15 protein-coding genes are annotated in these 12,889 nt (G+C 66.0%); 5 read left to right on the top strand and 10 right to left on the bottom strand.

Features of this window, described 5'->3' with window-relative positions; all coding sequences use genetic code 11:
* Positions 1-28 precede the first annotated feature (28 nt).
* The gene (locus AC1RQC_RS03650; RefSeq protein ID WP_492882468.1) at positions 29-448 is read left to right on the top strand and encodes a carboxymuconolactone decarboxylase family protein; all 420 of its coding nucleotides are present in this window, start codon (positions 29-31) and stop codon (positions 446-448) included.
* Between the two features lie 287 nt (positions 449-735).
* Here the strand turns inward: AC1RQC_RS03650 and AC1RQC_RS03655 are convergent, their stop codons facing one another.
* Together AC1RQC_RS03655 and AC1RQC_RS03660 are read right to left on the bottom strand one after the other, a co-directional pair.
* On the bottom strand, positions 736-966 hold the full coding sequence (locus AC1RQC_RS03655) for a hypothetical protein (RefSeq protein WP_492830765.1): 231 nt from the start codon (positions 964-966) through the stop codon (positions 736-738).
* Positions 967-1,083: 117 nt separating this feature from the next.
* Positions 1,084-2,025, bottom strand: coding sequence for a LysR substrate-binding domain-containing protein (locus AC1RQC_RS03660; RefSeq protein ID WP_492882469.1), 942 nt, complete (start codon positions 2,023-2,025; stop codon positions 1,084-1,086).
* Positions 2,026-2,288: 263 nt separating this feature from the next.
* Between AC1RQC_RS03660 and AC1RQC_RS03665 the strand changes: the two genes are divergently transcribed.
* Positions 2,289-3,245, top strand: coding sequence for a Bug family tripartite tricarboxylate transporter substrate binding protein (locus AC1RQC_RS03665; RefSeq protein WP_477134447.1), 957 nt, complete (start codon positions 2,289-2,291; stop codon positions 3,243-3,245).
* Between the two features lie 42 nt (positions 3,246-3,287).
* Positions 3,288-4,514, top strand: a complete 1,227-nt coding sequence (locus tag AC1RQC_RS03670; protein WP_492373766.1) for an aminotransferase-like domain-containing protein — start codon at positions 3,288-3,290, stop codon at positions 4,512-4,514.
* Between the two features lie 31 nt (positions 4,515-4,545).
* Here AC1RQC_RS03670 and AC1RQC_RS03675 read toward each other — a convergent pair whose 3' ends face one another.
* The 4 genes from AC1RQC_RS03675 to AC1RQC_RS03690 all read right to left on the bottom strand — a co-directional run bounded on the left by AC1RQC_RS03675 (position 4,546) and on the right by AC1RQC_RS03690 (position 7,964).
* Positions 4,546-5,283: a helix-turn-helix transcriptional regulator gene (locus tag AC1RQC_RS03675; RefSeq protein WP_492882470.1), complete on the bottom strand. Its 738-nt coding sequence runs from the start codon at positions 5,281-5,283 to the stop codon at positions 4,546-4,548.
* 221 nt (positions 5,284-5,504) lie between these two features.
* On the bottom strand, positions 5,505-6,080 hold the full coding sequence (locus tag AC1RQC_RS03680) for a flavodoxin family protein (protein WP_492830767.1): 576 nt from the start codon (positions 6,078-6,080) through the stop codon (positions 5,505-5,507).
* 77 nt (positions 6,081-6,157) lie between these two features.
* Positions 6,158-6,913 (bottom strand): AAA family ATPase, encoded by a 756-nt coding sequence (locus AC1RQC_RS03685; protein ID WP_492882471.1) that lies wholly within the window; start codon positions 6,911-6,913, stop codon positions 6,158-6,160.
* Position 6,914: 1 nt separating this feature from the next.
* The gene (locus AC1RQC_RS03690) at positions 6,915-7,964 is read right to left on the bottom strand and encodes an AvrD family protein (RefSeq protein ID WP_492882472.1); all 1,050 of its coding nucleotides are present in this window, start codon (positions 7,962-7,964) and stop codon (positions 6,915-6,917) included.
* A gap of 231 nt (positions 7,965-8,195) precedes the next feature.
* Between AC1RQC_RS03690 and AC1RQC_RS03695 the strand changes: the two genes are divergently transcribed.
* A complete protein-coding gene (locus AC1RQC_RS03695; protein WP_492882473.1) occupies positions 8,196-9,227 on the top strand; it encodes a DUF6352 family protein in 1,032 nt (343 codons plus the stop codon).
* A 51-nt stretch (positions 9,228-9,278) separates the two neighbouring features.
* Here the strand turns inward: AC1RQC_RS03695 and AC1RQC_RS03700 are convergent, their stop codons facing one another.
* Positions 9,279-9,644 (bottom strand): hypothetical protein, encoded by a 366-nt coding sequence (locus tag AC1RQC_RS03700; protein WP_492882474.1) that lies wholly within the window; start codon positions 9,642-9,644, stop codon positions 9,279-9,281.
* Between the two features lie 114 nt (positions 9,645-9,758).
* Positions 9,759-10,670 carry a DMT family transporter gene (locus AC1RQC_RS03705; RefSeq protein ID WP_492882475.1) on the bottom strand — a complete coding sequence of 304 codons (912 nt, stop codon included), beginning with the start codon at positions 10,668-10,670 and terminating at the stop codon, positions 9,759-9,761.
* 162 nt (positions 10,671-10,832) lie between these two features.
* On the opposite strand from AC1RQC_RS03705, the gene AC1RQC_RS03710 reads away from it, so the two are divergent.
* Positions 10,833-11,303, top strand: a complete 471-nt coding sequence (locus AC1RQC_RS03710; protein ID WP_006158020.1) for an Lrp/AsnC family transcriptional regulator — start codon at positions 10,833-10,835, stop codon at positions 11,301-11,303.
* Between the two features lie 9 nt (positions 11,304-11,312).
* On the opposite strand, the gene mdcH is transcribed toward AC1RQC_RS03710, so the two are convergent.
* Together mdcH and AC1RQC_RS03720 are read right to left on the bottom strand one after the other, a co-directional pair.
* Complete coding sequence (mdcH, locus tag AC1RQC_RS03715; protein WP_492882476.1) at positions 11,313-12,251, bottom strand: malonate decarboxylase subunit epsilon; 939 nt, start codon at positions 12,249-12,251, stop codon at positions 11,313-11,315.
* Positions 12,248-12,886 carry a malonate decarboxylase holo-ACP synthase gene (locus tag AC1RQC_RS03720; RefSeq protein WP_492882477.1) on the bottom strand — a complete coding sequence of 213 codons (639 nt, stop codon included), beginning with the start codon at positions 12,884-12,886 and terminating at the stop codon, positions 12,248-12,250. Before AC1RQC_RS03720 ends, mdcH begins: the two co-directional genes overlap by 4 nt.
* Positions 12,887-12,889 lie beyond the last annotated feature (3 nt).

Here is a 12,889-nt window from a genome sequence, read left to right on the forward strand (position 1 = left end):
GACCCACGCAATCACAGGAGATAGCAAGATGACGCAAGCCAGGCAAGATCCCGCCGCCTACGCGCAAACGCCGGCCTTCGAAGCCGGCCGGCAGGTACGTTCGGAAGTCATGGGAGAACAATACGTGCAGCGCGCGTTCGACGCCGCGCAACAGCAGGGCGATGTCGGCCTGCAGCAACTGGTGACGGAGTTCGCCTGGGGCACGGTGTGGACGCGTGACGGCCTGGACCGCAAGCAGCGCAGCCTGGCCACGGTATCGATGCTGATCGCGCTCAACCGGCCGCAGGAACTGACCGGCCATCTGCGCGGCGCCCTGGCCAATGGCGTGACGCCGCTGGAATTGCGTGAACTGGTGGTGCACAGCGCGGTGTACTGTGGCTTTCCGGCGGCGCTGGACGCCGGGCGCAAGCTGGCCGAAGTGCTGGAGGCTGCCAACGTGAAGGGCTAAGTGGGCGGTAGCAGGCGGGGGCAGGCTTGTGGCAGATGCACGGCCGTTTCGGACATCCGGAATCATGCCAGAATGCGCGGCGCTTGCCTTGCCAGCGCTCAACCGCCCAGGCGCGCAAGCGTGTCAGCCCTAACGCTGCAGCGCCTGCGCGGCGAAGGTCACGAGGTAGCCGCTGCCCAGGCAGGCGGCGATCCATCCGGCGAGGATCAGGGCGGTGTCTTTGACGGTCATGATGCGTTCCTGCTGTCTGTGCTGTCTGTGCTTTCCGTGCAGCGCTTGCTTGATGCTCACACGGAGAAACCGAACGGATAGTCATGCTTGACCGTGCGGGCGCCGTCACTGAACACGTCGACCTTGCGCGCGCCATCGGTATAGGCGTCGGCCGAGCGGTGCACGTAGCCGTAGTTGTCGCCGGCGTGGGTGCCGCGGGCGTCCGCGGCAAAGGCGGAGTTCAAGGAGAGCAGGGCGGTGCCGGCGATGGCGGCAGCGAGGAACAGGCGGGCGGTGGTAATTCTCATGATCTATCTGCCTTGTTGAAATTGGGAGAACATGTTCCGTCTCCATGTGACAAAGGATAGATCTGGTACGGGATCGATAAGGGTCCCTGTATCGTATTCGATATTCAAATTTTCTGATTAAACCTCCTGTGCAAGCCCCGGGGCCCGCCCCGAGGCCTGCCGTGCCGCAAAATCCTGCGCCGCCGCCAGCAGCCAGGTCCGCAGGCGCGACATCGCGTCGCTCATTGGCCGCGAGTCCGGCGCCACCAGGTAGTAGGCGCGCTGCGAGCGCATGGCCTGCGCCACCGGCATCACCAGCAGGCCCAGCGCCAGGTACTCCTCCACCAGGAAGCGTGGCACCAGGCCCACGCCCAGCTTGGCGCGGGCGGCGCTGATCACCATGCTGTGGTGGTCATAGCGCGTGCCGCGCATGGCGTTGACGTCGCCCACGCCGGCCGCCTCCATCCAGTTCTTCCAGTCCAGCCGGCGCGTCGACAGGTGCAGCAAGGGCGCCTGCGCGATCCGCTGGGCGCTGACCGGCCCTTCGCCGGCAAACAGCTCAGGATGGCAGATCGGCACCGATTCTTCATCGAACAGCGGGTCGGCGCGGCCGCCCGGATAGTTGGCTTCGCCGTAGTGGATGGCAGCGTCGTACGGCGTGCCGTCGAACAGGAACACATCCGCTTGCGCGCTGAAGTTGACCACCACCTGTGGATGCTGCGCGTAGAACGCCGGCAAGCGGGGGATCAGCCATTCCACTGCCAGGGTCGGCACGCAGGCCAGTTCCACGATACCGCCCGCGCCCTCGTGCGCCATGATGTCCAGCGTGTCGCGCTGCAGCTTTTGCAGGCTTTCCCGTACCTGGTAGCCGTATAGCGATCCGGCCGGCGTCAGGCTGACGCGCTGGTTGGCGCGGTGGAACAGCGCCACGCCGAGCTGGCTTTCCAGTGTGGCGATCTGGCGCGAGACGGCGCTCTCGCTCAGGCAGAGTTCCGCCGCGGCCCGGCGCAGGTTCTGGTGTCGGGCGGCGGCTTCGAAGGCGCGCAGGCTGCTGAGGCTGGGAATGCGGGAGGCGCTCATGGGGCGAGTGGCAGGGGGTGGTTGACTTGGGCATCTCACTGGCACCCCAGATTGATGCATGAAAGTCATCATCCTATGCGTAAATCTCGCTTGAAGTAAAAAAGTTGATGACTAAAAATGCCGAACTCGCGGAATGTTGCCTATAGGCCTTCCGGCGTCCCCCGCCCCCCAAGAGACCAGAGACGGGACATCACAACCAATAAGGAAACGAGGAGACCGGCATGAATCGACTGCTTCGCATCATCGGCCATTGCGGCATTTCAATGGGTTTGCTAGCCGTGACCGCGGCCACGGCCAGTGCGGACGACTTCCCTAACAAGCCGGTCCGCATCATCGTGCCGTATCCGGCCGGCGGCACCACCGACATGGTGGCGCGCATGATCGGCGACCAGCTCACCGTGATGTGGAAGCAGCCGGTGCTGGTGGACAACCGTCCTGGCGCCGGCGGCATCGTTGGCACCGGCGTGGCGGCCAAGTCGCCGGCGGATGGCTACACGCTGCTGATGGGCTCGGTCGGCGAGTTCGGCATCAATCCCACGCTGTACAAGAAGCTGCCCTACGACGCCGCGGCGGACTTCGTGCCCGTTTCGCTGGTGGCCAAGGTGCCCAACGTGGTGGTGATCTCGCCGGCATTTGCCGAGCGCGCCCGCGTGACCACGCTGGCGGAGTTCATCGCCTACCTCAAGGCCAATCCCGCCAAGGTCAACATGGCCTCGGCCGGCAACGGCACGTCGACCCATCTGGCGGGCGAGCTGTTCCAGCGCATGACCGGTACGCAGATGAGCCACGTTGCCTACAAGGGCAGCAGCCCGGCGCTGGCCGACCTGATGGGCGGCAGCGTCGACGTGATGTTCGATAACTTGCCCGCATCGATCCAGTTCGTCCGTGCCGGCAAGCTCAAGGCGCTGGCGGTTACCTCCGCAGCTCGTTCGGCGGCGCTGCCCAATGTGCCCACCGTGGCAGCGGCCGGGCCGGTCGAAGGCTTCGACGCCAGCCCGTGGTTCGGCCTGTTTGCGCCCAAGGGCCTGCCCGCCGCGATTGCGCAGAAGATCAGCCGCGACCTGGCACGCGCCACCAGCGATCCCGCCATCCAGGCCAAGCTGCGCGAGCAGGGCGCCGAGCTGGCGCCGAACTCGCCGGAAGCGTTCGCCGAACTGGTGCGCAACGATCGCCGCAAGTGGGGCGAGATCGTCAAGCTCTCCGGCGCCACCGTCGACTGATCGACCGATCGACCGATCGACTGATCCCACACCGAGCCTCTCATGAGCACGCCAGTCCATCCGTACGCGTTCGCGCCGGCCATGCGGGAGCCGCAAGGCTCGCCCATCCGCGAGCTGTTTCCCTACATGAGCCTGCCGGACATGATTTCGTTCGCGGGTGGCTATCCCTCGCCGGCCAGCTTCGATGCCACCGCGCTGCAGGATGCCGCGTCCAAGGTCATGGCCACCAATCCCGCGCAATGCCTGCAGTATGGGCCGACCGAGGGCATGCCCGCGCTGCGCCAGGCATTGTCCGCGCTGATGGCGGAGCGCGGCGCGCCGTTGCCGCCCGAGCAGGTCGTAGTGACTTCGGGCTCGCAGCAAGGCTTCGACCTGCTGGTGCAGGCCTTTGTCGCGCCGGGCACGCCGGTGTGGGTGGAAACGCCGACCTATCCCGCCGCCGTGCAGGCGCTGCGGCTCGCCGGCGCCGCCGTGCGCGCCATCCCTTCCGACCAGGACGGGCTGTGCGTGCAGGCCCTTGCCACCATGCTGGCGGATTGCCCCGACGCCGAACGGCCGCGCCTGCTCTACCTGGTGCCCACCTTCGCCAACCCGAGCGGGCGCACGCTGGCGCTGGCGCGCCGCCGCGCCGTGCTCGCGCTCGCCGCGCAGCACCGCATCGTGGTGGTGGAAGACGATCCCTACGGCAGCCTGCGCTTTGACGGCGAGCCGCTGCCCTCGCTGCTGTCTCTGGCCGCGCAGGAGCCCGCGCTGACACCGTGGGTGATCTATCTCGGCAGCTTCTCCAAGACCATGGCGCCCGGGCTGCGCCTGGGCTGGATGGCCGGGCCCGCCGAAATCCTGCGGCGCGCGGTGATCGCCAAGCAAGTCTGCGATCTGTGTACCTCGCCGTGGCTGCAGCTCGCCATGGCAAGCTGCCTGGCGGACGGCCTGCTGCCCCGCCAGACCGCGCGCATCATCGACCTTTACCGCCACAAGCGCGACCTGATGGTGCAGGCCCTGGCCGATGCGTTCGGTTCCGCGCTGCGCTGCGAAACCCCGCAAGGCGGCATGTTCCTGTGGTGCGAGATCGACGGCGTGGCCGACGCGGCCAGCCTGCTGCCGCACGCCATCGCGGCGCGCGTGATGTATGTGCCGGGCGCCAGCTTTGGCGTGGACGGACAGCGCTCGGCCGCGCTGCGGCTATCGTTCGCCACCGCGTCCGATACGCAGATCGTGGAAGGCGTGGCGCGTTTGCGGCAGGCGGTAATGTCCAGCCAGGGCGCTTAGCCAGAACCGCTTCGCTTCATGAAACGGCCACTTAGCGGGATATCGCCACCTGCCGGTTCCTCGCATCCAGTTTGCGCAGGATGTGTTGAACCTGGGTCTTCACCGTCCACTCGCTCTTGTTGAGGATACGTGCGATTTCCCAGTTGGTCTTGCCTTGGCGGAGCCAATGGAAGACCGCTTGCTCCGCTTTGGTGAGGGATCGTACGGCCGCGCTCGCGGGATTGCCGCTCCCTCTGAGATGATGGATCTTGACGAGAGCATCGTGGACCCCGAGGGCAACCGCCTCGGCATGGTGCTCGTGGTGAGCGCGGCGCGCCGTATCCACGCCGAACAGCGCGAAATAAGACGCCAGCCCGCGGTCCGCATCGACGTGTCCGTGGAGAAAAAGATTGCCAAGCGCGTATTGCTTGAATAACGACGCCAATGCCACGTTCTCGCCGGCCATGTCCGGGCAGAAAAACTGAGGAGTGCGCGCCAGGATCCAGTGCGAAAAAACCGGGCAGCCCACGCCGGGGCTACGCGTAACCTGTTGCAGGTAGGCCTCCGGCACGCGAAAGGTGAACGTTTCGAGTGGCCTGACCCCCAAGGTATGTTTGGTGGTCAGGCCGAATGCGGACATCTGGTGCGGGATCAGTTCATTGAGCCAGGTGCGTGACCAGTGCAGGAAGCTATCCGGATCCGCAATCGCGGCGGACCGCATGGACTGCTGAATCTCCCGGCCACGGCTGGAAGGTGCTTTCACATAAAGCGCAGACGCATGCATGTCCATCGTTGTCGCTCCTTAAGCACCTGCCCTTGCGCATTGGATGAGCACGGTGGGTTGGATGGGTAGGGACGGAGCGCGCGCCGGGTGAGCGATGTGTCGTGTCCGCCGATCGTTATGGAGGCGCATGCCACAACCGCTGGTGCCGGCGCCGAAGTACCCGGAAATCATCGTCCGGGCATGTCCTCGGGTCAAGCGGATAATTCTCGAACTTGGCCCGCGCTCAATCAGCGCGTGCCGTAGATGAACCGGGTGGCAGCCTCGGCGACTTGCTTGCCCAGTGCCTGAGCCGTATCGCGATCGCATTGCGGCGGAGCGACATCGGGCGATTCGTCCGCATTGGCCTGGGCCATGGCGCCCAGGAAGCCGCCGACCCGGTTCAGGTCCCGCGGGGTTCCCTGGCTGGTGTGATAGCCGGGCATCGTACCCAGCGGTACCCAGATCATGGCGTGTTGCGCGGCAAAGATCGTCATTTGCATCAGGGTGTTCAGCTTGTCCCCGCTCCAGCATGCCGAGCAAGTGAACCCGGCCGCAAGCTTGTTACGCCAGCCCTGCGACGCCCAGACGACGGAGGAGTCATCCATGAATCGCTTGAAGTCGGCAGGGACGTTCCCCATGAACGTGGGGGCGCCAAAGATGATTGCGTCGGCCTGGTCGAGTTCGCTCCAGCGGCTGTTCACCTCAGAGACAGGAATGAGGCTTGTGGTTGTGTTGGCGATCGACTGCGCGCCCACTTGGACCGCATGGGCGAGCACGGCGGTGTGGCCTGCGTTACTTTGATAGACGATGGCAATCCTGGGCATGGGGAACTCCTTTTTGCGTTGTTGGCGGTGGGAAACTGGAAGGCAGAAGACTCGGCCCTCTGGGCGGTGTGAACGCTTTACAAGGTGCTTAATTCGCGCGCCAGGCGATGGCGCCAGTCCATGCCTTCACGGAACGACTGATGGCGGGCGTTGCTCTCCTGCTCGATGCGTGCCGCGTTGGCGCGGGCCATGGCGATGGCGTCGGGGATGCTGCATAGGTGCGGCCATCCATAGAGCGCTGTAATTTGCGCGAGTCTCTGTTCGATCGATCCGCCCACCACGCGGCAGGGAATGCCAAGCGCCTGCAACCTCTCCAGCAGCATGCGCTCAGTCATGCGGCGAAACGCTTCCGAGACGGGGCGATGGCCATCGTCGGTCATCGGGAACTCGATCGGCAGGTGGATCACCTCCTCATACGAGGCGCGGGCGTGCGCCTCCACCGCGTGCATGAGTCGCTCAAAGATGTGTTCATGCGCGGGGCGATAGCGCAAGCCCAGTAGCTTGCGCAGGCCACGGGTTAGTGGCCCATTGGCGGGATTGATCCCCGCGATCAGGCGGCCTCGGGCATAGATCCACTCGTGCAGGCAGGAGCCGTCCGAAATGTAGGTGTCTCCACACATGTGCTCGGACACGACACGCTCCTTGAACCGCCACAGGCAGAGTTCCATCAGTTCGGGAATGCTGCACTGCTCAAGCACCTTGCCCGGTAGCGCTTCCGGCATGATTTCGCGCATGGTGCGGGCATTGGTGCGGGGAATGCCGGTCAGGTAACCCAGGGCATCGGTCGTGGTCGACTTGCCGGTGGAGTAAGTGCCGGAGATCACGATGCGCATGTCAGTCCCTGCTCGCAGGCGGGGCATCTTCTTCCGTCGCGGGGAGGTGGTGGGCGAATGTGAAGGTGGCGGTCATTGTGCCAAGCTGGCATAGGAACCGGAAGACGGACCAATTGCATCCATTCGCGCGCCTGCGCTTGTGGCTCAACGTGTGCAGCTCGATCAATTGCTGGCGGCGGACCTTGCAGGGCACGGCGGTGCTGATAATGAAATCCCGCATCCAGAGCGTATTGCTCCGGGTTCGTGAAATCCTGTCTTTCTGGTAGATGACGGCTTGCGCCATCTGGGCGCAAGCCAATACGAACTCCACATTGGAAAGCGTTCGGTAGACGGATGTAGGGGCACTGAAGATGGTCTCCGCGATGGCATGGCCGTCGTCGGGACTGAGCATGAGATGGTGCAGATCGATCCCGTAGACGCCGCCGATCGCCAGCCTGCCGGCTACCGATTGCGGCGCATCGTGTTCGAGCATTCCGGTGTTGTCGACGTGTGTCGCATCGTTGCGCGGCTGCCCATTGTGGGTCAGGGTCAGCGCCAGTTCCATGCCGCCAAGCTGCAGTTCAATCCGCGTGGAAAAGCGGTAGAGCGAGCGGCGATCCTTGAGCGGCTCGGTGACAATGCGATGGATGGCATAAGGCAGGGCGTCGAGCTGTTCATCGGGTGCATTTCCACTGCGAATCTCACAGCGATTGATCAGCACTTCAGGCTCGGACGGACTTGTCGTGAATCGCTGAGCTACCGCCCACTCGGAGAGCACCGCGCCCAGATGGGTTGCGTCCACTGTCGAGAGATGCGGCGGCGCCGTAGCGCCGGTGGACTTCCTGGACCAGTCCTGAGGATAGATGACCGCAACCTTGCCCTGGCATGGCAGCGCTGCGATGTCGGTGCAGGGCGCTATCACGCGATACTGGACGCGCATGAATCCGGATCCGAAGTAGCGTTGTTCTCGCGGGCCCAGCAACTGATCAATGTCGGCAAAGTGGCGTGACTGTCCGCGCTGGGACGGGTGTTGCCGTGCGTGATTGGCGTCAGCCCTGGCGCTGAAGTGCATGGTTCGCCCCGTGAATTGTGCAGGAGGGAAAGTATCTGCGCGGGCGGTTTGCAGCGTACATACTCTGGTCGGAGTATTGCGCTCGGCAATCAAGTGCGGTCTGTGCGGGTTCTCCCAAGCGAGCCGCGCAATGGCCGCGCGCCAGGAAACTGGTTCTTTTCTGCCAAGGCGCAAGGGGCTCGCTGCCGCGGCCTATGGGATACTGAGGCTCCCCTTGTTTGCTAACCCACCATGGTTGAATCCATCCCCGCCCGCTGGCCCCATTCCGGCTTCGACTCCGCTGCGCGCGACGGTGACGGCCAGCTGCTGGCCAGCGACCACCTGCTGCGGATGTGGTGGCGCCGCCCGGAGGTGGCGCCGGTGGACGAATCTTGCGACGCCGAGCGAGCGCTGCATGCTGCGTTGATCGCCGAGCCACGGCGGGCCGTGCCGGCCAGCGAGCTTGCCGCCTTGCAAGACCCCGATGCCCGCGACAACTACGCCGTGGTGCTGGCCATGCGCGAGCGCCTGCTTGCCGCGCCGACCATCGAGGCGGCCTATCTGGATATTTTCCGCGAGGGCAACGTCAGGGTGCCGCCGGTCTTTATCGACCAGCTTGCGCACCTGATCGTGCACGGCATCCTGCATGACAGTGACAAGCCGGATCCGATGGAGTGGCGCGCCGCGGAGTTGTTCTCCCGCGCGCAGAAGGTCTCGCTGCAGGAAGGCGGTGTGATGCTGGCCGATGCCGACACCGTCGAGCTGCACGCGTCGGGCAGTGTCTACGGCGAGCTAGGCCGCACGCTGGCCGAAGCGCAGGTCCCGGCGCGCAAGGTGGAACTGGATGTGCTGGATCGCGATAACGCGCAGGCTTACTGGGGACGCAGCGAGCGCCACGACACGGTGATCCGCTTCGCCAGCGGCAGCGCGGCGCTGGCTGCGTTCAGCCGCGTGCTCGCGCGTTGGGTGCGGCATTTCTTCGGGGTGGAGGTGATGGTGATGCCGCTCTCCGCGATCGAGGACCGGCAGTGGGCCTGGCATATCGGGCTGGACGCGCAGGCCACGCTGTTGCTCAATGACCTGTATCGCGGCGTGGAACTGGAGCCGCAGCGGCAGCGGCGCATCTTGTCGCTGTTCCGGCTGGATTTTGCCGATCCATCCGTGGTGCGCCCGGATGTGGCTGGCCGGCCCGTCTACCTGGCGGCGGCGATGAACGAGGCCGGGATCCTCAAGGTGAAGCCGCAGAATCTGCTGCTGAACCTGCCTCTGGCCTCGATCTCATAGCCGCTGGCCGCAGGAGCACCACGACCAGCAGGAGGAGCCACGTCCGCGCCATCAACGGCGCCATTCGCGGTCGCGGTCGCGCTCATGGTCGTGTTCGTGCCAATCACGCTCGCGCCAATCACGCTCGCGCCGATCGCGTTCGCGCCAGGCGCGCTCGCGCATACCGGGGCCGTAGTAGCCGGGGCCATAGTAACCCGGGCCTGTCACTACCACCGGCTGGGGCTGCACATACACCGGGGCCGGTTCATAGACTGGCGCGGCCCGGTACACGGGGGCTGGCTGGTAGACGGGAGCCGGCGCGACAAACACCGGGCCGGGCATGCCGATGCCGATGTCCACATCCACGCGCGCGAATGCGGCGCTGGACGCAAGGCCTGCAACAGCAGCAATGACGCAAAGGGTGGCAGTTTTCCGCACGGGTGGCTCCGGTTAGTGATTGGCTCCACTGTAAGCCGGCGCGCCGATGTCAGGTATTAGCGGGGTAATACAACTGTGTCTTCTTGTAACGTTTGATGCTTAATTTCCAAAGCATCAGGCGCCGCGCCACTGCAGCCGCCGTCCCAGCCACGGCGCCAGCGCCGACGTTGCCACCCCCAGCGCGATCAGCGCCAGCCCGGCCGACAGATCCGCCGAGATCCGCTCCTGGAACGCCACCGCCGAGACCACCAGCCCGATCAGCGGCACGCACAGCATGGCGATCGAGGTGGCTGCAGGCGGCAAGGCCTGTGTCATGTTGAGCACCACGATAAAGGTCAGTGCGGTGGCCAGCGGTCCGGTGTAGAACAGCAGCGGCCAGATCTCCGGCACCGAGAGGAAGTGGGGCGCGCCGTCACGCAGCAGTGCCAGCACCACCAGCGGCACCGAGGCCACGGCGGTTTCCCACGGGATCATGTCCGCGCCCAGGCGCACCGTGCGGTTGGCGCGCAGCTGGATGATGCTGAGCGACCAGGCCAGCGACGCGCCGAGCAGCATCACCAGGCCCACGGCGGTATGCAACTGCCAGTCCCGCACGGCCGGGGCGATCATCAGCGCGATGCCGGCATAGCTCAGGCCGGTGGCGATCCACTGTGGGCGCGACAGCCGCTCCTTGAGCACCAGCGACGACAGCGGAATCACCCACACCGAGGTGGCATAGGCGATCACCGAGGCCCGTCCCGGCGGCACGTACTGCAGCGCCCACAGCGCCAGCGCGGTGAAGGCCGCCATCTGCAGCAGGCCCACACCGATCACCAGCGGCCATTCCTGCCGCGTGGGCACGCGCAGCCGGCGAAATGCACCCAGCACCAGGAAGCTGATGGCGGCGGCCGAGACGAAGCGCGCTGCGGCAAACCAGAGCGGGCTGACGTGGGTCAGGCCCAGCTTCATGACCGGCCAGTTGCCGCCCCAGATCGCCACGGCGCAGGCGAGGGGAATAAACCGGCGCCATCCTTGTTGTACTTGCATGCTTCGACTCGATTCTTTGACCAGGTTGTCCCGCCGCCATGAGATGGGAGGGGGATGCTGGAAAGTCTACGGTTTATTGCGCCGCAGCAAAAACCGAAAGCGGCTGCAAATGCGTGTCGTTGCGGCATAGAATGCTGTCATATAAAAAAACAGGAGTGCAACGTGCTGGACATCGACCTGGACGCCACGGATATCCGGATCCTCAACGAGCTGCAGCGAGACGCCAGCCTGACCAACGTGGAACTGGCCAGCCGCGTCAGCCTGTCCCCCTCGCCCTGCCTGGCGCGGGTCAAGCAGCTGGAAAAGCAAGGCGTGATCTCGCGCCGTGTCACGCTGCTGGACGCGCGCCGGCTCGGGCTGAAGGTGGTGGTGTTTATCCAGATCTCGCTGGACAAGCAGCGCCGCGAAACCCTGGATGCCTTCGAGCGGCGCATCACCACCCTGCCGCAGGTGATGGAGTGCTACCTGATGTCGGGCGATGCAGACTATCTGCTGCGCGTGGTGGTGGCCGATGTGGAAGCGCTGGAGCGGCTGATCATCGACCAGATCACGCGCATTCCCGGCGTGTCCAGCATCCGCTCCAGCTTTGCGCTCAAGCAGGTCCTGTACAGCACGGCGTTGCCGCTGGGCTGATGGCCCGGTTCAGGACGACGCCCGCAGCGCTTCACGCGCCGTGAGCGCCACCACGCTGTCGATGCGCGTGTCGGCGCAGGCCACGGCGATGCCGTCCGGCTGCAGCGGCGCGGCCAGCCGCGTCAGCACATTGCCGGGCGGCATTTCCACCGCCAGGCGCACGCCGCATTCGCGCGCCAGCAGCATGGCCTCATGCCAGCGCACCGGCACGGCAAGGTTGCGCGCCAGGTCGGCGGCGATGCGCGCCGGTTCGCGCAACTCGCGTGCCGCGCTAGCGCTGAAGTAGCGCAGGCGCGGCCGGTTGATGCGCACACCCTCGAACGCGCGAACGAGCTCGATTGCCGCGCCGTCGAGCAGAGCGCAGTGCGAGGGCACGCTGATGGCAATGGGTTTGGCCGCGTGCGCGCCATTGTCCAGCGCCAGCTCCGCAACGCGCGCCATGGCCGTCGCGGCGCCGGCAATCACGAACTGGGCGGGCGCATTGAGATTGGCCAGGTAGACCGGCGACGCCGGTCCGTGTACCTGCGCGATGATGCGCTCCAGCGGGCCCAGCTCCATGCCGAGGATCGCCGTCATGCCATAGCCGCTCGGATACGCTTGCTCCATCAGCTTTGCGCGCTGCGCCACCAGCCTGACCGCATCGGCATGGTCCAGCACGCCTGCGCAGACCGCCGCCGGGAAGGCGCCGATCGACAGGCCGGCCACGGCATCGGGTTTGGCGCCTTCGGCAAGCAGGCAGCGCGCCATCGCCACGCCAGCGGTCAACAGGCACAACTGCACGGCCACGGTGGACGCTAGTTCGGCCGCGCTGTCCAGCGCCAGCACATCGCGCCCGAGCACTTCGCTGGTCTCGCTTACAGTAGCGCGCACGGCAGGGTGGTCGGGCAGCGCATGCAGCATGCCGGGGCGCTGGGCGCCTTGCCCCGGAAAGGTGAATAGTGTGCTCATGGCTGCGGCTGCCAAGGGTCCTGGCTCATGACAGGGCCAGTCGCCGTTTTGAGCAACACGCGGCCGCCGGTGCGCACGCGCTCGCGCAGCGCGAACGCGCCAAACGGGGTGGCCACCTGGATGTCGATGCGCGCTCGCGCATCATCGAGCAAGGCAGCCAGAGTGCGGGCCAGGCCGGCCGAAAGCGGCGTGCCCGCCGTAACCAGCAGGTCCAGGTCGCTGCCCGCATGCAGCACGTCGATGCCGCTGGCCAGCGTAAAGCCGACACCGCCGGTCACGCCCCAGTCCACCTGCGCAGCATCCAGCGCTGGCGCGATGCGCGCCAGCGCGGCAAGCGCAGGCAACGCGGCGCGGCGCGGATGATCCCGCCAGCGTGCCTGCCGCGCGAGCATGCCCGGCGTGACCACGCGCGCTACCTGCGCGGCGGGCAGCCACGCCGCGTGGCGCTGCGCGCGCGTGGTGCCGCGCAGCCCGACCGGGATGCGGCCTTCGATGGCGCCATCGCGCCGCACCACCAGCGGGGCTTGCGCGAGCCAGTCGGCACTTGCCCACTGCGGCAGCGCACTGGCACGGGCGAAGCCCGGTGCGTCCGCGAGCCACAGCAGGTCATGCGGCAGGAGCGTGCTTGTGGTCATCTC

It is taken from the genome of Cupriavidus sp. GW822-FHT03E04 (genome assembly GCF_058801495.1).

Coding starts and splice junctions, on each gene's coding strand:
- AC1RQC_RS03705 (WP_492882475.1), bottom strand. CDS start 10,670: ATGCAAGTACAACAAGGATGGCGCCGGTTTATTCCCCTCGCCTGCGCC.
- AC1RQC_RS03685 (WP_492882471.1), bottom strand. CDS start 6,913: ATGCGCATCGTGATCTCCGGCACTTACTCCACCGGCAAGTCGACCACG.
- mdcH (WP_492882476.1), bottom strand. CDS start 12,251: ATGAGCACACTATTCACCTTTCCGGGGCAAGGCGCCCAGCGCCCCGGC.
- AC1RQC_RS03670 (WP_492373766.1), top strand. CDS start 3,288: ATGAGCACGCCAGTCCATCCGTACGCGTTCGCGCCGGCCATGCGGGAG.
- AC1RQC_RS03695 (WP_492882473.1), top strand. CDS start 8,196: ATGGTTGAATCCATCCCCGCCCGCTGGCCCCATTCCGGCTTCGACTCC.
- AC1RQC_RS03720 (WP_492882477.1), bottom strand. CDS start 12,886: ATGACCACAAGCACGCTCCTGCCGCATGACCTGCTGTGGCTCGCGGAC.
- AC1RQC_RS03675 (WP_492882470.1), bottom strand. CDS start 5,283: ATGGACATGCATGCGTCTGCGCTTTATGTGAAAGCACCTTCCAGCCGT.
- AC1RQC_RS03650 (WP_492882468.1), top strand. CDS start 29: ATGACGCAAGCCAGGCAAGATCCCGCCGCCTACGCGCAAACGCCGGCC.
- AC1RQC_RS03655 (WP_492830765.1), bottom strand. CDS start 966: ATGAGAATTACCACCGCCCGCCTGTTCCTCGCTGCCGCCATCGCCGGC.
- AC1RQC_RS03690 (WP_492882472.1), bottom strand. CDS start 7,964: ATGCACTTCAGCGCCAGGGCTGACGCCAATCACGCACGGCAACACCCG.
- AC1RQC_RS03665 (WP_477134447.1), top strand. CDS start 2,289: ATGGGTTTGCTAGCCGTGACCGCGGCCACGGCCAGTGCGGACGACTTC.
- AC1RQC_RS03660 (WP_492882469.1), bottom strand. CDS start 2,025: ATGAGCGCCTCCCGCATTCCCAGCCTCAGCAGCCTGCGCGCCTTCGAA.
- AC1RQC_RS03680 (WP_492830767.1), bottom strand. CDS start 6,080: ATGCCCAGGATTGCCATCGTCTATCAAAGTAACGCAGGCCACACCGCC.